This window comes from Bacteroides sp. NSJ-39 (genome assembly GCF_014287315.1).
Lineage (GTDB): Bacteria > Bacteroidota > Bacteroidia > Bacteroidales > Bacteroidaceae > Bacteroides > Bacteroides finegoldii.
Genome location: NZ_JACOOB010000003.1, coordinates 244,064 through 263,217, shown reverse-complemented (window position 1 = coordinate 263,217; position 19,154 = coordinate 244,064). Strand labels below are relative to the sequence as shown.

The 19,154-nt window shown below is 45.2% G+C and carries 11 protein-coding genes; 2 read left to right on the top strand and 9 right to left on the bottom strand.

Annotated elements, in window-relative coordinates:
- Positions 1-25: 25 nt before the first annotated feature.
- The 7 genes from H8S63_RS05560 to rnr form a co-directional block, all read right to left on the bottom strand.
- On the bottom strand, positions 26-1,660 hold the full coding sequence (locus H8S63_RS05560) for a cellulase family glycosylhydrolase (RefSeq protein WP_186925975.1): 1,635 nt from the start codon (positions 1,658-1,660) through the stop codon (positions 26-28).
- A 20-nt stretch (positions 1,661-1,680) separates the two neighbouring features.
- The gene (locus H8S63_RS05555) at positions 1,681-2,061 is read right to left on the bottom strand and encodes a hypothetical protein (protein ID WP_007757599.1); all 381 of its coding nucleotides are present in this window, start codon (positions 2,059-2,061) and stop codon (positions 1,681-1,683) included.
- 35 nt (positions 2,062-2,096) lie between these two features.
- Positions 2,097-3,719 (bottom strand): SusD/RagB family nutrient-binding outer membrane lipoprotein, encoded by a 1,623-nt coding sequence (locus H8S63_RS05550; protein WP_186925973.1) that lies wholly within the window; start codon positions 3,717-3,719, stop codon positions 2,097-2,099.
- A 12-nt stretch (positions 3,720-3,731) separates the two neighbouring features.
- Positions 3,732-6,911 carry a SusC/RagA family TonB-linked outer membrane protein gene (locus H8S63_RS05545; protein ID WP_186925972.1) on the bottom strand — a complete coding sequence of 1,060 codons (3,180 nt, stop codon included), beginning with the start codon at positions 6,909-6,911 and terminating at the stop codon, positions 3,732-3,734.
- A 558-nt stretch (positions 6,912-7,469) separates the two neighbouring features.
- Positions 7,470-11,537: a two-component regulator propeller domain-containing protein gene (locus H8S63_RS05540; protein ID WP_186925971.1), complete on the bottom strand. Its 4,068-nt coding sequence runs from the start codon at positions 11,535-11,537 to the stop codon at positions 7,470-7,472.
- Positions 11,534-12,013, bottom strand: coding sequence for a pyridoxamine 5'-phosphate oxidase family protein (locus tag H8S63_RS05535; RefSeq protein WP_007757589.1), 480 nt, complete (start codon positions 12,011-12,013; stop codon positions 11,534-11,536). Before H8S63_RS05535 ends, H8S63_RS05540 begins: the two co-directional genes overlap by 4 nt.
- A 3-nt stretch (positions 12,014-12,016) precedes the next feature.
- The gene (gene rnr, locus H8S63_RS05530) at positions 12,017-14,173 is read right to left on the bottom strand and encodes a ribonuclease R (protein ID WP_143867778.1); all 2,157 of its coding nucleotides are present in this window, start codon (positions 14,171-14,173) and stop codon (positions 12,017-12,019) included.
- A gap of 136 nt (positions 14,174-14,309) precedes the next feature.
- Here rnr and H8S63_RS05525 point away from each other — a divergent pair, with 136 nt between their 5' ends.
- The gene (locus H8S63_RS05525) at positions 14,310-15,317 is read left to right on the top strand and encodes an NAD(P)-dependent oxidoreductase (protein ID WP_186925970.1); all 1,008 of its coding nucleotides are present in this window, start codon (positions 14,310-14,312) and stop codon (positions 15,315-15,317) included.
- Entirely contained in the window at positions 15,308-16,273 is a 966-nt protein-coding gene (locus H8S63_RS05520; RefSeq protein ID WP_186925969.1) for a phosphatase PAP2 family protein, read from the top strand. The genes H8S63_RS05525 and H8S63_RS05520 overlap by 10 nt, the downstream gene beginning before the upstream one ends.
- On the opposite strand, the gene dusB is transcribed toward H8S63_RS05520, so the two are convergent.
- Positions 16,266-17,243, bottom strand: coding sequence for a tRNA dihydrouridine synthase DusB (gene dusB / locus H8S63_RS05515; RefSeq protein ID WP_186925968.1), 978 nt, complete (start codon positions 17,241-17,243; stop codon positions 16,266-16,268). The genes H8S63_RS05520 and dusB overlap by 8 nt on opposite strands.
- A 9-nt stretch (positions 17,244-17,252) precedes the next feature.
- Positions 17,253-19,130 carry an RNA-binding domain-containing protein gene (locus H8S63_RS05510; RefSeq protein ID WP_186925967.1) on the bottom strand — a complete coding sequence of 626 codons (1,878 nt, stop codon included), beginning with the start codon at positions 19,128-19,130 and terminating at the stop codon, positions 17,253-17,255.
- Positions 19,131-19,154 lie beyond the last annotated feature (24 nt).

Sequence of the window (19,154 nt, the reverse complement as noted above, 5' to 3'; positions counted from 1 at the left end):
ATGATTATTGTTATCTGAGTGATTATTATTTAGTTAACAAATCCAGTACCTCCTGTTCAATCACATTTCCTTGTGAATCGCAGAAACCGAATCCTGCTTTATATTCCCAATAAGAGTAGGAGATGTGACGATCCTTCAAGATAGATACTACGTCCCGTATCCATTCCATTCTGTCGGCGGCCGGAGTCTTTTTGTAGCATCCGAATTCACCGCAGTAGAGTTGCACGCCGAGACTGCTGGCTTTCATCTCCGCTTTCAATACGAGTGACTCAAGCGTGGTTTTATCATACGTTCCCATATAAGGAGTCACCAGCTTTTGCATCGCTTCGGATAGTTGGTTGAAGTCCGCCTCTTCTATCAGTTCGCCCGGATAGTGAATGGGTACATTCAGGTCTTTTTCTTCCGTCCACTCGGCTTGGTAGTGCGTGAGGGGATGTGGGTTGTAGAAGTGGAAACTCAGGATGATATTCGGGTCACCGCTGGGAATAGTCAGTTCGTTGAAAGTGTTGACACTCTGCCAACGGTTGGAGCCGATGATGAGTTTACGTTCGGGTTCCGTTTGCCGGAGTTCACGAATCAGTTGGGCGGAAAGAGAGTTCCATTGTGAGGCGTAAGGGGCTACCGGTTCATTCAATAACTCGTAGGCAACGAGATCATTGGGATACTGGTTCAACTCTTCCGCCAGTGTTTTCCATAAGTCGAGATATTTATACTGGGCGTCTTTGTCTGTCCAGAGTTTGGGGACAACGGTGGTAGTTCCACTTTCAGGGTATATCTTGTTGTCGCCTGTTTTACTGTCGGAGAAGAATACATCGTCGAAATACATTGTTTCTCCTTCTTCCGGACGAAGAGCCACGCGACCGCAGTTTTTATTATAGTTGGATACATCTACAGCGATTTCTTCCCATTCATTTGCCGTAGTATTGGTATATCCGTAGTAACCGTCGTTCATATTGTTCTCGTCACTCAATACGACGGTTATAGTGCTTTTGGTGCTTTTGTATATTTTGGCACGCAGGTACTTAAACTGCATTTTGCCTGACCCGACAGGAATAATGGTAAAATCTTTTTTCTTGGCGTTCGACCAAGTATCCACTCCTGATTTTCGTACCACAGAGAACACCCTGTTGCTGGTGTTTATACCGCTTTTGCTGGGATTGTCCACGTTGTTCACCGTCACGCCGGAGCCATTGGCAAACCATCCCGCACATTTCATATCTTCAAATGTGTCGTAGAAACTCTCAATCGGATCGCCCGATGTAGTGACCGTTGTATTGAAGTTATGATCGCGCAATACGTGCAGGTCTACAATCACTTTCATTCCGGCATCCCGGCACCATCCTATGGCATTGTGCAACAGTGTGAATGCTTCCGGTATCTTCTGACCGTCTTCCGTGAAGAACAGTTTTTCGTCTATCGGCAGACGGATGTGGTCGAAACCATATCCGGCCAGCTTTTGCGCTTCGGCTTGTGAGAAGCCGTTGGCGGGGATGGCGTCTACCTGAGACAGCCAGTTACTGATATTCACCCCTTTGTTGATGTCAAAAGGAACATAGCTTTGCGGTTCTCCTCCGTTGCTGATTACTTCATCTTTTTCGGAACAGGAGGCTATCAGGCATGCAAACAGACAGGCCAGATAGATTATAAGTCTTTTTTTCATACAATTCTTGTTTTAATGGTTTACTCTGTTGCTTCGGTTACTTGGATAATAGCTTCACGGGTGGTTTCCTTAGTCGGAGTCTTTACAATCAGTTCGAGGTGGAAAGTGCCGATGGTCGAAGGAATGTACGTCAATCCTACTCCTTTATGAATTTCCCTTCCATCCAGATACCATGTCCCCTCGCATAGTTCGGCAGGAGTGTATTGTACATTGATGGAAAGCACCTGATTCAATGGAATACTGAATTTACCCAACGTACCATCCTCCTGTTTGTCCGGCCAGCGGCCTAATATGCGCGGATATTCGTCAGTGGTCAGTACCGGAGTGTCTATATCGTCGCTGCAACCACTCATGGCAAACAGAGATACCAGCAACGTGCATATAAATATTATTTTCTTCATAATCGTTTTTTCTTTTAGTGTTGATTATCTTAGGTTTATTTGTCCCACCATACCGGTGAATTCCAGTCGTCTTTGCCTCCCATAGCCTGGATGGCAGATTGATAACCCTCCGGATTGTACGAACTTTCAAAGAGCGGGTAGCAGAGACGCAGCGGTGTAGTCTGCGAATCAATCGTCACTGCCCCGTAGTGGGGAGAAGGAAGCAACACCGGAATGTCTGTTCTTCTCCAGTTGGCATATCCTTCGGGGATATTGTTGAAGTGCAGAATCCATAATTGGGTGTTGATAGCGGTAAGCTGTGCATCCAATCCGCTGGCAGGTAGTGAATTAGCCTGTAAATAGGTATCGATGACCTGATCGTCAAAAGTTTTGGCGCCGAATTTCTCCAGGAAATGGATGGCGGCGCGTACTCCGTTCTCATAATGAGTGGAAGCGTCGGCACCTGTTGTGATGTCTCCTGCCCAGCGGGCTTTTGCTTCCGCCAGTAATAATTCCGCTTCCGCGTATGTCATAATCACTCCGGGCATATCGCCTTTCAGGAAAATGTTGTTGAGCTGCGGACGGGTAGCTTTGTCCTGCCATTTATTAGTCAGTTTGCTCCAATAGCCCTCCGGCCATGTACCGTTGCTGTACCAGAAGTAACCCGGGTTGCAAGGCTGAAACTTGGCAGCTTCCGTATTCTGCATTTCCTCCGTCAGATCCACACGTCCGAATGGATTGTTTGCCGAACTTTCGTCATAGCAGCGTCCGAATACAAACTGCCGCGGGTCGGAAGTAGCGTCCAGTTGTTTCCAGAATGTGCTGCAGAGATAAGCTGTAGGATATGCTTCGCGACCTCTCCATAGTTGGGCGAGTCCGTTTCTGCGGAATTCGTTGGATGCCCAGTCCTGAATATCGGTGTAAGCAATCAGGGCATCGTCAGCGGCCGATTGCATTAGGCCGGCTTCCTGACCGACAGCTTTGATGGCTTCTGCTTTTGCCAGTTCCGGATCTGCGTTTACGATGCGCATTGCATAGCGCAGGTGCAGGGAGTTGGCAAAACGTTTCCATTTGTCGATATTCCCTTGAAAGATAATATCTCCTGTGACTTTGTCACCACTGGCGGTGAGAGCATCTGCCGCTTCGCCGAGTTCTTTCAGGAAATCCTTGTATATCAGTTCCTGTTTGTCGTAGGCAGGTTTTACGTTACCGGTGATAAAGCCTTTACCCGCTTCGAAGTAAGGGCAGTCGCCGTACATATCCGTCAGTATGGAGAAAAGATATACTTTATAAATGCGGGCAACGGAGTGAATGTTGACTTCCCGTTCGTTATCCTTGGTTTTGTCCAGAATGTCGACAATGTTCTTGATGAGTGCCGGGTACATCAGGTTCCATGTGTTTCCCATTTCCGCATCATTTTTGCGATACTGTCCGCCATAGTTGGTGGTGTTCCAGTCGCCCTGCATATATTGTGCAAAAGCAGCCAGATAGAATGGATAGGGCTGGCACATTTGCCAATGTCCCCATGTTTGCAACTGAATCATAGACAGTTGCTGGTTCGGGTCGGTAGAGGACGACTTGGAAGGGTCTGTATTCAGTTCCTCAAAGTCGGTGCAGGCTCCCAGCAGCAGACCGCATATACATAATATACCGAAGGTGATTTTATAGATTGTTTTCATGATTGCTTACTATTAGAATTTTACGTTAACATTGAAACCATAGCTTCTTCTGGATGGCAGCGAGCCGTATTCCAGTCCCATACCCGAGCCGTTGTTGTAGTTGGAGTCCGGGTCGATGTTCGGTACGTTCTTGTAGATGATGAACGGGTTACGTGCCACGAACGATACGGATACGGCATCAAACACTTTGCTGATCCATCTTTTGGGCAGGCGGTAAGCCAACGTAATTTCGCGCACCTTTACGTAAGAATTGTCGTAGATAAACGGAACCGGAGTCTGATCGGCTATATGTTTCCAATATACTTCGGGGTCGACAAACTTCTTGTTTTCCGCGAAACTTCCGTCAGGCATTTCTACCACGCCCTCTACTACGTAACCGCCTGTCGCTTCCCAATTGCTTTCTTTCACTCCGGCTTGCAGTCGTTGCTCTTCCGATTCATACCAGCCGTCGCGTCCTGCAAGAGTAGCTTTGTCTTTTCCGGTCATGTAAGAAGAACGGGCGGACATGGAATAGACATCGGCGCCTACCTTAATATCGAAGATGGCAGACAAGGAGATGTCGCGGTAAGTCAGGTTGGTGGTGATACCTCCTGTCCATTTCCAGGTGGCGTTGCCCAGTACTCGCAAGTCTTCCGTCACTTTCGGAAGTCCCGTAGAAGCATCTACGATAATCTGTCCGGCATCATTTCTAAGGAAGTCTTTGCCGAGGATGGAACCGTAGTTCTCCCCTTCTACGGCAGCTACCTTCACGTTAATCCAGCGTGCCGATTCCAATTCAAATTCTTTAATACCTGAAGCTAATCTTTTTACCTTATTACTATTCTTTGAGAAGTTGATATTCAAGTCCCATGAAAAATCTTTCGTCTGTATGGGGCGTGTGTTCAGTGCGATTTCCACTCCTTTGTTCTCTATTTCTCCAGCGTTAATCAGCATAGAGTTATAACCGGAAGTACCTGTGGTGTTGAGGCGCATAATCTGGTTACTACTTTTCTGGGTGTAGTAGGTGAAATCTAGTCCGATGCGGTTTTTCAGGAATTTCAGTTCCAGTCCCACTTCGGCAGAGTTGGTCTTGGTCGGTTTCAGGTCTTTGTTCGGAATCGTCGTATTGGCGATTTGAGACAGTGCGTACCCTGAATAGTTTTTGGGAGACAGTTCGTAGGACAGTCCCAATTGGTAAGGATCTGTGTCGCTACCTACCTGTGCCCATGAAACTCTCACTTTACCGTAAGGCAATAGCGTCGGATTGATCTTAAAGAATTCCGAGAATAGGAAACTTCCTGATACCGAGGGGTATAGATAAGTGTTGTTTCCCGATGGCAGAGTGGAAGAGTGGTCACCGCGCAGTGTGGCGTCGAGGTAGACGAAGTTGCCGTAAGCCAGGTTGATAGAACCATAGAGGGAGTTAATCTGCTTGCGATAGGTTCCTTCGGTGATCTCTTTGCTTGTGAAGCTTTGCAGAGCAATCACGTCACGCATCACCATTTCTTTGGCAGTCACAATCTGGGTTTTGTTGTCCACTTTGTAGAGGTTGCCGCCGATGGTTACTCCATAGTCGAATTTCTTATAACTGTTGTTGTAGATGGCCAGTGCTTCTACGTTATACATTCTGTTTCTGAAATCGCTGATTTGCAACTGTCCCTGTTCGAATCCCGGTGATGTAGGGGCAGCATACTCCTGAAAGTTCATAAAGTTGATGTCCGCACCACCGGTCACCTGAATCTTGAGGTGTTCGTTGACGTTGTAGCGTACCAGTGCCGAACCCATGAACTTATCTTTTCCCGATTCATTGGTCATTTCGTTGAGCACCCAGTAAGGGTTGAGGTTCCATACGTCCCGTCCGTTCCAGTCGTAGTAGTTGCCGTCGGCATCTTTGTAGTTGTCGCGCAGCCATTTCTGGTCGTAGGTCGTTGCCAGAGACATCAGGTTCTTGGCAGGGTTGGCACGGTGGTCAGACAGTGCGGGACGGTTCTTTACGTCTTCACGGGTGTAAGTCACCTTGAAGTCGAGGTCTACTTTCTTGTTGATGGTCGTGTTGGCACGCAGGTTCAACGTGTTACGGCTCATCTTCGTGTTGGGGAGAATGTCTTTGTTGCGCATGTCCGTATAAGTGGCGCGGATACCCGTGTCATCTTTCACGGTGCTGACAACGATGGTGTTGGTGGTGGTCATACCGGTTCTGAAGAAACCGTCGATATTATTGGGAATGACCACATACGGGCGGGTGACTCCGTCGAAATACGTCAGGTTCAGTCCCGGATCAATCTTCGGTCCCCAGTTCTTGTTGGAAGAATATTGGTCGTCTGTACCGTTGATACGTCCGCCGGTTCCCTGTCCGTAGACATACTGTACATCGTCCCACTTCGTCAATTGTTTTTCGAAAGTAGTGGTACTGTTCAGCTCCACTGCAAATTTCTTTTTGGTACTTGCCTTCTTGGTAGTGATAAGGATTACACCGTGAGAAGCGCGGCTACCGTACAAGGCAGATGCTGCCGGGCCTTTCAATACGGACATGCTTTCAATATCGTCCGGGTTGATGCTGGAGATACCGTCGCCGAGGTCATAACCTCCGTATTGTCCGGCACTTCCGTAGTTACTGTTGTCCAAAGGCACACCGTCTACTACATAGAGCGGCTGATTGTTGCCGGTCATCTCCGTGCTACCGCGGACGATCACTCTGGACGAACCGGAAGGACCGCCGGCAGTCTGGCTGATAACCAGTCCCGGAATCTTTCCTGCCAGCGAGTTGATGACATTGGTTTCTTTCGCTTTTTCAAGCTCTTCGCCTTTCACCTCACCGATGGAATAACCAAGCGCTTTCCGTTCCCGTTTGATACCCAGTGCGGTAACAACTACTTCATCGATGATTTTGCTGTCTTCTTTCAAGACGATTTTAAGATTAGATTGTCCTTTTACCTGTACTTCTTCTGAACGATAGCCCACATAACTTACTATTAATGCAGCGTTTCTGGAAGCGTCGATACTGAATTGACCGTTGAAGTCGGTAATCACTCCTTGGGAAGTTCCTTTGATGGCGATACTGGCTCCGATTAACGGTTCACCTTGTTCATCCGTAACAGTGCCTTTTACTTTGGTAGTTTGCTGTACAATTTGATGATTTACTTCATCTTCCGCATATCCATACATAGGTATGAATAGCAACAGGCAGAGAAATAGGGTTAACTGCTTTTTCATCTTAAATAGATTATTAGATTGTTGATTTACCTCGCAAATATAGGACGTAACCATGTCCTGACGGGTTTGAAAGCTATCGGAATAGGTTGAAAAACTATCGGATTTGCATTTTTTCGTCTTTTTATGCTGCAAGTATACAAAAAGAATCTGGTATTAAAGGATAGGGTAGCTGTTATAATAATGTTATAAACGGCTGTTTGGGTGCTGATGTATAGGGAAATAGATGTAATGAAGCAGGGAAGCATACCTTATCTCTCCTTTCTTTTTATATTAAGTAACCGGTCTTCTTACATTAGACTATCGGTATAGTTAGCTTCCCACAGCCGTGACGACTTCTCTCCACAGCCATGACGAGAAGCTACCACGGCTGTGGGAAGATCTCACCACGGCCGTGGTGAATGTACCATATCGGTAGTTTAACGGATAGATAACGAAGGGATAACAGATGTATGCCGGTTGTGTTTCCTATGTATATCGGTTGCATTTCTTATGTAATACAGGGGATCAGGACGAGACATAGGGTGAGGGTGTGAGGGTAAAAGTGATGCAAACTTTTATTTAGAGAAATTTGCTTGGAGATACTCCGAAATGCTTTTTAAATGCTGTACTAAAGTACTTGGAATCTGTGAAACCGACCAGGAGAGCGACATCCTGCACCGGAAGCCCTTGTTTTAGTAGGTTGGCAGCTTCTGTCATGCGCATGAGTTTTATAAATTCGTTAGGCGCCTGTCCTGTCAGAGCTTTCAGTTTTTCGTAGAATATCGTACGACTTAACGCCAGTTCGCGGGAGAGCTGGTTGATGGTGAAGTTCGGGTTTGCCAGATTTTCGGTAATGAGTCTTGTGCAACGTTCCAGAAACTCTTTGTCCATGGCAGATAAGAGGTTGGCACATTCCGTATCTTCTTTCTTTTCACTTGGTTCGGCAGCAGGGACGGAAGGAAGCGAATGAGAAAGAAAATACTGTCGCATAATCTTGCGGTTCTGTAATACTCCCTTTATTTTTGTCTTTAGGATTTCCGTATCGAAAGGCTTGGTCAGATAATCGTCCGCTCCGCTTTCCAATCCTTCGAGGATGGCGTCTTTCTCCGTTTTGGCAGTCAGCAAGATAACGGGGATATGCGAAGTGGTGAAGTCTGATTTGATCCGTCGACACAGTTCGTCTCCTTGAATCCCAGGCATCATGACGTCAGAGATTATCAAATCCACAGATTTATCTTGCAGATATTCCAGTGCGGATTCTCCGTCAGGCTTGTCGATGACGGTGTAGATGGAGGCAAACGTTTTTTTCAGGTAGAAACGCAGATCGTCGTTGTCCTCTACAATCAAGATTCGTTCTTTGGCAGTATGGGCTGTCTGGTTCGGCTCGTTTTCATCGTATCGGTCTGTATGCTGAACGGTTCCTGCTTCCCGGTCTGTATTTACCTCCGGTGATAGTTCGCTGCTATTGTCTTCTGTGGATATATCCGATAGGAAGGTAGATAGAGGAGAGGTTTTCCCCGACAGGATGTAGCGTGCTAGATGGCGGTTCCCTTTTCGGAAAGTGAGCAGGAAGGTGGAACCTTCGCCCTCGTTGCTGGTAAAGGAGATGTTTCCTTTATGTAGTTTCATCAGACGACGGGTCAGCAGTAGTCCGATGCCGCTTCCGGTTTCTTTGGAGTTGACGGCATTTTCGGCACGGTAGAAATTGGAGAAGATATACCGTTGTGCTTTACGCGGAATACCGATACCGCTGTCTTTGACTTCTACGGTTATCTTTTTATCATTCTGTTCTATTGTGATTGAAATAGTTCCGCCGACAGGGGTGTATTTCACTGCATTTGATAACAGGTTATCGAATATTTTGTCTGTTTTGTCTTTATCCATCCAAAGTGAGACGGGGGCTTCGGGCACTGATAATTCCATCCGGATTTTTTTGCTTTCGCAAAGGGACTGGAAGTTAAGCACTTTTTCCTGCAAGTATGATTTCAAATCGTACTCTGCAACCTGAAGTGTGAGATGTGTTGTGTCTATCTTCTGGAAGTCGAGTAGTTGCGTGATTAAGTTGTATAGCTTTTCGGTGTTCTTGCGGGCTATCTGGAGGTATCGTTTCCCTTCTCCGGACAGTCCGTCCTCCTTGCTTAAATCGCTAAGCGGAGCCATGATAAGCGTCACCGGAGTGCGAATGTCATGGGCGGTGTTGATAAAGAACTGTATCTTTTCGGAGAAGTGCTTTTTCTCCATCTTGTTGGCAAAGAAACGCCAGATGAAATAGGTGATGCCTGTCAGCAGGATGATGTATATCAGCCAGGCGATTGCTGTATTCCAGTAAGGCTGCGCAATGTGTATGCGGATGGTGTGCCCGTCCAGTTGCTGTCCGGCGTTTTTGCTCATGCTTTTTACGTGGAACGTATAATTGCCCGGAGGAATATTGGTATAACGGATGCTTAATTCGTTGGTAGGAGCACTCCAGTTTTGTTCGAAACCCTCCAGTAGGTAGCTGTAGTGGATGTCCTGTTGATACTGGTAAGAGACGGAGATAAAGGAAATGAGAAAAGAATTCTCGTTGTATTTCAACTCGATCGTTTTTCCTTCGTTCAGCATCCGGTTGAATTGAATCTTTTTCTCTTCGGTCTTTTCACGTGACTTTTGCGGAACTTCGAAGGAAGTGAACAACAAGGGGGCTTTGTAAAGAGGGCGGGTAAAGTTTTCCGGGTTGAAGCGCACGGCACCGTTGGTACTTCCGTAGACAAAGTCCCCGTTTCTTAGCCGGGTGTAGGACATGAAGTTAAATTCATTTGCCAGTCCGTCGAGGAAGCCGATGTTGGTTATTGCGGGAGAGGGGGAGGTGGTGATGTAAGCCAGTCCCTTGTCTGTACTAAGCCATAGGTGTCCTTTGTTGTCGGGAAGGATGCTATATATATAGTTGGAAGGAAGGCCGTTTGCTGTGGAGTAGGTGACGGCTTTGCCTGTTTTCAGGTCTAATAAGTTGATGCCTCCTCCGTCTGTTCCGAACCACACTTTGTCGGGGGTGGGGAAATACATGGAGTAGATGAAGCTGTTGCTCCGGGTGTCGGCATTGGATGGCGAGGTGAAATATTGTTTGAAATTGCCGGTTTGTTTGTTCAACAGGTAGAGCCCGTTGGCAGTGGCAAGGGCTATCGTGTCTTTGCCGACTGTGGTTATTGAGTTGATGAGCGTAATGCCGTAGGAAGCGAACTGTTCCGCTTTCCCTGCTTGAGACGGGGTATATCGGATGAGGTTGCCATATATACCGCCAAACCATAGATTCTTGTTGTTGTCTTCTACGATTGAGTAAATGTAGTTTGTTGTCAATGTGCCGGGACGTTCGGTGGTGAGATGCTGGCGGATGCCTGTATGTTTGTTGAGGCAGTAGACGCCTGTGCCGTAACCTCCGGTCCATACATTCCCGTTTTCATCGTTACAGAGAGTCAGGAATACGTTTTCTTTCAGGAAGTGTTTCCAGGTTCCGGACTTTAGCAGGTGTACACTGATTCCCTGGTTGGTGGCATACCATAAGTCGCCTTCATGATCTTCGAGGATAGCGTTGACGTGGTTGTTTATCAGTGATTGCGGGTTTTTGTATTCATGTTGGGTAAGTTCGAAGAGATATTTCTTTGGATTTGCGTAGGCTACACCTCCTGTATAACTGCCGATCCATAGATTGGAAGAACTGTCTTTGCAGAGGGCATAAATGCCGTTTCCTTTCAGTTCTCCTTCTTCTTCCAGGTTCGCATTGAGGAAGGACCAGGAGTAGCCGGCATCACGGGTGGCTGCATAGACACCTGCTCCGTCTACTCCCAATAATAATGTTTGTGGGTCGTAAGGGATGATGGAACGGTAGGGGAGGTGTGGTAGCTGGTTCAGTGATTCGTTCGACAGGAAATCTCCGGTATGGGTATCCTGCACTTTTACTCCGGAGTTGAAAGTTCCTATCCAGAGCAAGTGGGTTGCGGGATCGTAGAAAACGGACTGGATGTAACACTCGGGCAATAGGGTGGTAATTGCTCCATTCTGCTGGTTGCGTTTATACAATCCTTCGGTAGTGGCGATATACAGGGTTTCGTCGGATGGTGAGAAATGAATGGTGTTTATACATTTCTTTTCTAGTATATTCTCTATGTGCCGGTTGGTGCTGTCGTAGCAGAACAAACCGTTTTTCAGTCCGAACCAGAAGCAGTCGGATGAGTCGATAAAAAGATTGTTAAGAAAGATCCCTTTTTTCGTTAATTCCGCTACGTCAATCTCCAGTGTGAAAGCGTCGGAGATGGGATCATATTTGAATACTTTACCGGCACTTGTATATGCCCATAGCGTTTCGTGTGAGTCTTTTGTGAGGTAGATCATGCGCCCGGCTCCGTCAACGATGATGTCTTCCCCGAAAAGGCTGTAGTTTTTTACGGTTCTTCCGTTGAAGCAGTCTACCCCTGAACGTGTAGAAATCCAGATGAAGCCTTTCTTATCTTCGAGGATGGAGAATACGCGCTGGTTGCTTAATCCTTCCTTGGTTGTAAGGTATTGATAGGTAAAAGAGTGGCTGTTTACCTGCTTATCTGATTGTGCGAGAATGGGAAAAGCAGGTAACAGAAGGAAGATGGTCAACAGGTAAAGAGCTGGGAAACGTTTCATGGCTTTTCGTTGGCTCGCAAACCGAAGACTTTTCCCGTCATTTGCTCGATGGGCACTTGCCATACTTTGACATTGCGCACGGCAGGTTCGGAATAATTGAATTCACTATCCGTGTAATGACGCATGATAATATCCAATACCCGGCGTTTTTCATCCATATCTTCTATGAATGTCACTTTTCCACGGCACATGGCGCTTTCGGAACGCATACTGTAACTGCACGCTACTTTCTCGTGCTGATATACGAGTTTATGACCGATGCTGAAAGTGATGCATACATTATTATTATGTTCCAACATCTCCAACTTGCTGCCTTCGGGACCCGAATGAAGGTATAGGACGCCATTCTCATAACCGAAGTTCATCGGAACTACGTAGGGATTACCTTCTAAATCTGTGATACCTACAAAGCAGGCATCGCAATGGAGGATAATGGACTCGATTCGTTGTTTGTCTTCAATAATAAAAGTTTTCATAATTTATTTCTCAATTAATTCGAAGTCGAGCTGTTTCTTTTCCAGATTGGCACGTGCTACACGAACGGTAATGGCATCTCCTAAACTATATGTTCTGTTCTTGCGGCGTCCACGAAGGCAATAGTTCTTTTCGTCAAACTCATAATAATCGTCATCCAAGTCACGGACAGGGACGAGACCTTCGCATTTATTCTCGTTAAGTTCGACATACAGTCCCCACTCGGTTACTCCGGAGATGACACCATCGTAAATCTGTCCCAGACGTTCGCTCATGAATTCCACTTGTTTGTATTTGATGGAAGCACGTTCGGCGTTGGCTGCAATTTGTTCCATATTTGAGCTGTGATCACAAAGATCCTCGTATTTGGCCTCGGATACACTGCGCCCTCCATCCATATACTTCGTTACTAGACGGTGAACCATCATGTCCGGGAAACGGCGGATGGGTGAGGTGAAATGAGTATAATAATCGAATGCCAGCCCGTAGTGACCGATGTTATGTGTAGAATAACGGGCTTTTTGCATAGCACGGATAGACACGGTCTCAATCAGATTCTCTTCCTTCTTTCCATGTATATCATCCAACAAATGGTTAATGGATTTTGAAATATCTGTTTTTGTTCCGCTTGTACGTACCTTGTAGCCGAAGCGAGCGATGAATTGTGACAGATTCTCCAGTTTCTCCGGATCCGGCAGATCGTGGATACGGTAGGGCAGTACTTTAGGTTTTTTGTTTTTGGGTACACGTCCTATCTTCTCTGCTACGGTTTTGTTGGCAAGAAGCATAAATTCTTCTACCAGTTTATTGGCGTCTTTCGACTCTTTGAAATACACACTGATAGGTTTCCCTTTCTCGTCAATTTCGAATTTCACCTCGTAGCGGTCAAAATTGATTGCTCCCGCTGCGAACCGTTTTTCGCGGAGTGCTTTCGCGATGGTGTCCAGCATAAGTACTTCTTCTTTGTAGTCACCTTCTTTAGTTTCAATAATCTGCTGAGCCTCTTCGTAAGTGAAACGGCGGTCGGAATTGATGACTGTATGCGCAATGCGTGAGTCTTTGATTTCTCCTTTCTCGGTAATATCGAAAATCACGGAGAAAGCGAGTTTCTCTTCGTTCGGACGGAGTGAACAGATGAAGTTGCACAACCGTTCGGGGAGCATTGGGATGGTGCGGTCTACCAGATAAACGGAAGTGGCACGCTTTTCAGCTTCTTTGTCGATGATTCCTCCTTCTTTTACATAGTGTGTCACATCGGCGATGTGTACGCCTACTTCCCACAATCCGTTTTTGATGGAGCGGATGGAAAGCGCATCGTCGAAGTCCTTAGCATCTTTCGGGTCGATAGTGAAAGTTGTCACCTTGCGGAAGTCTTCACGCTTGGCTATCTCTTCGGGAGTGATTTCTGCCGGAATCTTATCGGCTGCTGTCTCTACTGCTTTCGGGTATACGTATGGTAAGCCGAATTCTGCGAGAATGGCGTGCATCTCAGTGGTATTGTCACCTGCTTTGCCCAATATGTCTATCACTTGTCCGATGGGATTCTTTGCCTTGTCAGGCCACTCTGTTATTTTCACGATCGCTTTATCTCCGGTTTTTCCGCCTTTCAGTTTATCTTTCGGAATAAATATGTCATTGGCAAGTGTACGGTTTTCCGTTACCAGAAATGCGTATGACTTGGCTACTTCCAATGTACCGACAAAAGTGTCGTTGGCACGTTCCAGTATTTCGATTACTTCCCCTTCTGCCTCCCTGTTCTTTCGTTTGGCATAAAATGTAATTTTTACCTTGTCATTGTTCATGGCATGGGCGGAATTGCGCTCTGCTACGAATACCGGTTCACCTCCTTCTTCGGGAATAAAGGAATTCTTTCCATTGCTTTTGCGTTGGAAGGTACCTATCATTTCTGTGCCGTGATTATTCAGACGGAACTTGCCCTTCTCAATTTCGGAGATATAATCGTCATCCAAAAGGTCATGTAATATATCGACGCATAGCATTTTCTGCGGATGGGTGGTAAGACGCAATTCCGAGAAAATGTATTTCATACTTAGAATTTCACTGGATTTGGCGTGGAAAAAGTCTATTAACAACGCTGCCAGCTCTTTTTTACTCATTCTCTTACCGGCCTTTTTCTCTTTCTTTTCTTTCTTTTTCGCCATAATATGTATTTTTATTGGTCATCATCTATTGATATGGCTACAAAGTAAATAAAAAAAACGGTAATAATACTATTATATTTATCGTATCTTTGTAACCGAAATTTTAATTGTATTTATATAGAGCCGAAAAGTAGGAATGGAGAGTATTTTAATTACGGGTGCAAGCGGTTTTATCGGGAGCTTCATTGTAGAAGAAGCGTTGAAACGAAAGTTTAGTGTGTGGGCGGGAGTTCGTCCTACCAGTAGCAGACAATATTTGAAGAATCGGAAAATACACTTTTTGGAACTGGACTTTGCACATCCTAATGAACTTCGTGCCCAACTCTCCGGTCATAAAGGGACATATAATAAGTTTGATTATATCGTTCATTGTGCCGGTGTTACGAAATGTTTCGACAAAAAATCTTTCGACTACGTGAACTATCTTCAGACAAAGTATTTTATTGATACGTTGAGGGAGTTGAATATGGTCCCGAAGCAATTTATATATATAAGTACGCTTAGTGTGTTCGGTCCTGTGCGCGAGACAGATTACACTCCGATAAAAGAGGACGATTCTCCCATGCCCAACACGGCTTATGGTTTCAGTAAGTTGAAGGCTGAATTATATATTCAAAGTATCCCCGGTTTTCCTTATGTCATTTATCGCCCTACGGGAGTGTATGGACCTCGTGAATCAGATTATTTCCTAATGGCTAAGTCCATTCAGAAGCATTTTGATTTTTCGGTTGGTTTCAAGCGGCAAGATCTGACTTTTGTCTATGTGAAAGACATTGTGCAGGCTATTTTCTTGGGTATAGAGAAAAGAGTCACCCGAAAGGCGTATTTTCTGACAGATGGGAAAGTCTATAAAAGCCGTGCGTTTTCGGACTTGATACAAAAAGAATTAGGGAATCCGTTTGTTCTTCATCTGAAATGTCCGTTAATTGTGCTAAAAGTTATATCTTTGCTCGCTGAATTTGTTGCTACGCGTTCCAAGAAGTGCAGTACATTGAATTCTGATAAATATAAGATAATGAAACAACGCAACTGGCAGTGTGATATAACCCCGACAATTAACGAATTGGGATATACCCCCGGATACGATTTGGAGAGGGGGGTACGTGAAACCATTGCCTGGTATAAAAACGAAGGATGGCTTTAGACTTATTTAAGCGTGTAGAGACCCGGAAAGGGTTGTTTGCTGTGGAGAAGATTACATTGATTTATAATCTGCTGACTTCCATATTGATTCTATTCCTGTTTCAGAGGATGGACCATCCATGGCATATGTTATTGGATAGAGCCATGATTGCTGCAATGACTTTCCTGTTGATGTATCTTTATCGGCTTGCCCCTTGTAAGTTCTCGGCGTTTGTGCGTATCGTCATTCAGATGAGCCTGCTTTCCTATTGGTATCCGGATACTTTTGAATTCAATCGCTTTTTTCCGAACCTGGACTATGTCTTTGCTACCATCGAACAGTTTATCTTCAGTGGACAACCTGCTATCTGGTTCTGCCATACGTTTCCTCATATTTTGGTCAGCGAAGCGTTTAATATGGGATATTTCTTCTATTATCCGATGATGCTGATTGTGGCGTTGTTTTATTTCATTTATAGGTTCGAATGGTTCGAAAAGATGTCCTTTGTACTGGTTACTTCTTTCTTTATATATTATTTGCTTTATATCTTTATCCCTGTGGCAGGCCCTCAGTTCTATTTTCCGGCTATCGGATTTGATAATGTGGCTAAGGGAGTTTTTCCTGCCATCGGTGACTATTTTAATTATCATCAGGAGTTGTTGCCCGGACCGGGATACCAGCACGGATTCTTTTATAGCCTGGTAGAAAGTTCCCAGCAAGTAGGTGAACGTCCCACAGCTGCTTTCCCAAGTTCACATGTCGGTATTTCTACTATCTTGATGATTATGGCTTGGCGCGGCAGTAAGAAGCTGTTCGCCTGTTTACTGCCTTTCTATTTGTTGCTCTGTGGGGCTACCGTATATATTCAAGCACATTACGTCATCGACGCTGTGGTAGGATTTTTCTCCGCATTCTTATTGTATGTAGTGGCAACCTGGATGTTTAAAAAGTGGTTTGCACAGCCGATGTTTAAATAGTAGCAAGTATCTCATCAAATATCCGAAAGAGCTCCTCCTTAGTTTCCGCCCGTAGCATGGCAATGCGTGTGTTGCGGAAATTGGGAATTCCTTTGAATAGGGGGCTGGCGGCCAGATGACGGCGTACGTGCAGGATACCTCTGCGTTCGTCCAGCAGATTGACACTGTCGACCACCTCCTGGCGTAGTACATCCATGCACCAGCCGAAACTGAGTGGTGGCAGTTCTTCACCGGTTTCCAGATAGTGTTTCACTTCCTTGAATATCCATGGACGTCCGAAGCTGGCACGCCCGATCATTACTGCATCTACTCCATAGCGGTCAAAGCACTCTTTGCAGCGTTGAGGCGTAGTCACGTCACCATTGCCGATAATAGGAATATGCATCCGTGGATTCTTCTTCACTTCACCTATCAGTGTCCAGTCGGCTTCTCCGGTATACATTTGTGCACGGGTACGGCCATGAATAGTCAATGCGGCAATGCCGCAATCTTGTAACTGTTCCGCTAAATCTACGATAATCTTATTATTGGCGTCCCATCCCAAACGGGTTTTCACAGTTACGGGAATCTTTACTGCATCTACTACGGCACGGGTAATCTCCAGCATTTTCGGAATATTCTGCAACATTCCTGCTCCTGCCCCTTTTCCGGCCACTCTTTTCACTGGACATCCGAAATTGATATCCAGAATGTCGGGCTGCGCTTCTTCCACAATTTTGGCTGCTTCTACCATTGTCTCCGTATCTTTTCCGTAGATCTGAATAGCGACAGGGCGTTCTTCATCACTGATACTGAGTTTTTGTGCGGCCTTGCTGACTGCACGTATCAGTGCGTCGCTTGATACAAACTCGGTGTATACCATGTCTGCTCCGAACTTCTTGCACATCAGGCGGAAAGCCGGATCAGTCACGTCTTCCATAGGAGCGAGCAGGATAGGGTATTTACCCAAATCTATGTGAGCTATCTTCATATATAAGTATTACTGCTTATTATTCGTTTTCTTATTGGTTGCTTTATATTTTTGTTTCGGATGATTGGGTACTCCGGGATATAAATATTCGATAGTTCTATTCTTTAGCATTCGTGGAATTATTTTATTGGCAATATAGTCAAAGGTTCTGTTTGTTCTTTTAGCGATTTCATCTAATGTGATGTAGTCTTCTGCAATGGATATTATTATGGATTGAAGTTCTTCGAATTTGAGTCTTTTTGAGCTTCCAACCTTTTCCTCCGGGCTTCCAACCTTCCTCTCCGGATCGTTGACATGATATTTTGTTCCCTTTCTGTTTCCTTCTGAAATAAGGAATCCTTGATTACAAAGCTTTTTCAGCATTTTTGTAATATCAGAACGGTGTTGCGGAATAACATATTGCAGTTGAGTATTATTAATCCCCCCCTCACTGTAACAAGTTACTAAGGCTGTCAACTCATCTTGCGTCAAGTTCTCAACCTTTCCATCAAACAACTCCTTTAGTTTAATTACAGCATCATCCGGCAATAAACTAATCATAGGCAGGGTTAGTTCCACCTTATCCGGTCGGCTGAATTCTTCAACATACGGTTTCTGCCAGTTTGCTTCCCTCCAACCTTTAATGATCTTATTCACTCCGCTTCCCGCTTTTTCGGAAAACCCGATTAGCATAAACATCTTCTGCAAGGCTTTATTGCGGCAGACGCTATCTCCTCCTAGATAATATTGAGCTTTGCTGACCAGCATTGTTCCGGGATTTTTAAATCGGTACTTATCTACCCATTGTTCGACAACAATATTGCCCTCCTCCGAGAAATCACAGTGGATAAGCGTATTGATAAAAGCTTCGCGCACAGCAATGTGCGTAGGTGTCTCATCAATACGTATTCCGTTTCTGATAAGGAAGGGCTTAGGCAGGGGAGCAGTTAGTTTGGGATGAACCTTGCGATAAAACTGAAAGAGATTGGCTTCCCAAGTTCCGTCCGGACAGATTCTATCCGTCCATCGAATATCGGAGTTTTCGTTAAGATGCTCTCTATAGTCGGGGAAATAATTGGGCGCACATTCGGGATCGGTAATACTTTCTGTCTTTCCAAACATCAGTATGCCTGCCAATGTGAAACCTTCTACTTTCGTACTCCTGTCCTTGCGATATGCTTCAAGTTTAGTCAGAAATTCAATATCATTTAAATTAAGCCATGGATGAGATGGTTTCAAATTGGCAAAAAGCTGTCTGTATTGAATCAATGTTTCCTTATCAATGTCTTCCATCGAGTAATTGGGCAGAATCCTAGAGTCACGGGGATGACTTTCGTCCGAATCGGCAATCATGCGTCTGACTTCTGCATCCGTACACTTATAATCTCCTTCATGGTTGCGTTTAAATGTATGCCCACCGAAAGGGTTTCTTGTCCTGTAGATAGGGCGCTGCCCACGGTTTGCACGGGGAACATAGATGAGAAGCAGATTTCTTTCTTTATAGCGACCTTCGTATAAGTCATTGTCGGAAAGCAGATTCTCATTTACGCAATCCGGATTATTAATTTGATTCCAGAAGTCTTTTTTGTATTGGCTGATTTGTTCTTTAGTCAGTCCTTCTATAATGAATTGCTGTTTATGCTCTTTCACACCAAGCACAATGACTCCCCCATCCGTATTGGCAAAAGAAGAATAAGTATCCCATAAGCTATTAGGAAGACCATCTTTGGCAACCTTGAATTCCAAATCTACAGCCTCCTCTTTTTGTATCAACGAGTCTATATAGTCGGTAAAATCCCACTCTTCCAGATTGTTGAGTACGATAGGTTTCTTATTTTCCATTTCTTCTTTCTGCTTTATTCTCTGCAAAAATACGGATAAATTCGTACCTTTGCATACTTCTATCATATTTAATGATTATCAGACAGTAAA

Bases quoted from the DNA above. Each gene is read 5' to 3' on its own strand.
- H8S63_RS05560 (WP_186925975.1), bottom strand. From the start codon at position 1,660: ATGAAAAAAAGACTTATAATCTATCTGGCCTGTCTGTTTGCATGCCTG.
- H8S63_RS05555 (WP_007757599.1), bottom strand. From the start codon at position 2,061: ATGAAGAAAATAATATTTATATGCACGTTGCTGGTATCTCTGTTTGCC.
- H8S63_RS05550 (WP_186925973.1), bottom strand. From the start codon at position 3,719: ATGAAAACAATCTATAAAATCACCTTCGGTATATTATGTATATGCGGT.
- H8S63_RS05545 (WP_186925972.1), bottom strand. From the start codon at position 6,911: ATGAAAAAGCAGTTAACCCTATTTCTCTGCCTGTTGCTATTCATACCT.
- H8S63_RS05540 (WP_186925971.1), bottom strand. From the start codon at position 11,537: ATGAAACGTTTCCCAGCTCTTTACCTGTTGACCATCTTCCTTCTGTTA.
- H8S63_RS05535 (WP_007757589.1), bottom strand. From the start codon at position 12,013: ATGAAAACTTTTATTATTGAAGACAAACAACGAATCGAGTCCATTATC.
- rnr (WP_143867778.1), bottom strand. From the start codon at position 14,173: ATGGCGAAAAAGAAAGAAAAGAAAGAGAAAAAGGCCGGTAAGAGAATG.
- H8S63_RS05525 (WP_186925970.1), top strand. From the start codon at position 14,310: ATGGAGAGTATTTTAATTACGGGTGCAAGCGGTTTTATCGGGAGCTTC.
- H8S63_RS05520 (WP_186925969.1), top strand. From the start codon at position 15,308: ATGGCTTTAGACTTATTTAAGCGTGTAGAGACCCGGAAAGGGTTGTTT.
- dusB (WP_186925968.1), bottom strand. From the start codon at position 17,243: ATGAAGATAGCTCACATAGATTTGGGTAAATACCCTATCCTGCTCGCT.
- H8S63_RS05510 (WP_186925967.1), bottom strand. From the start codon at position 19,130: ATGATAGAAGTATGCAAAGGTACGAATTTATCCGTATTTTTGCAGAGA.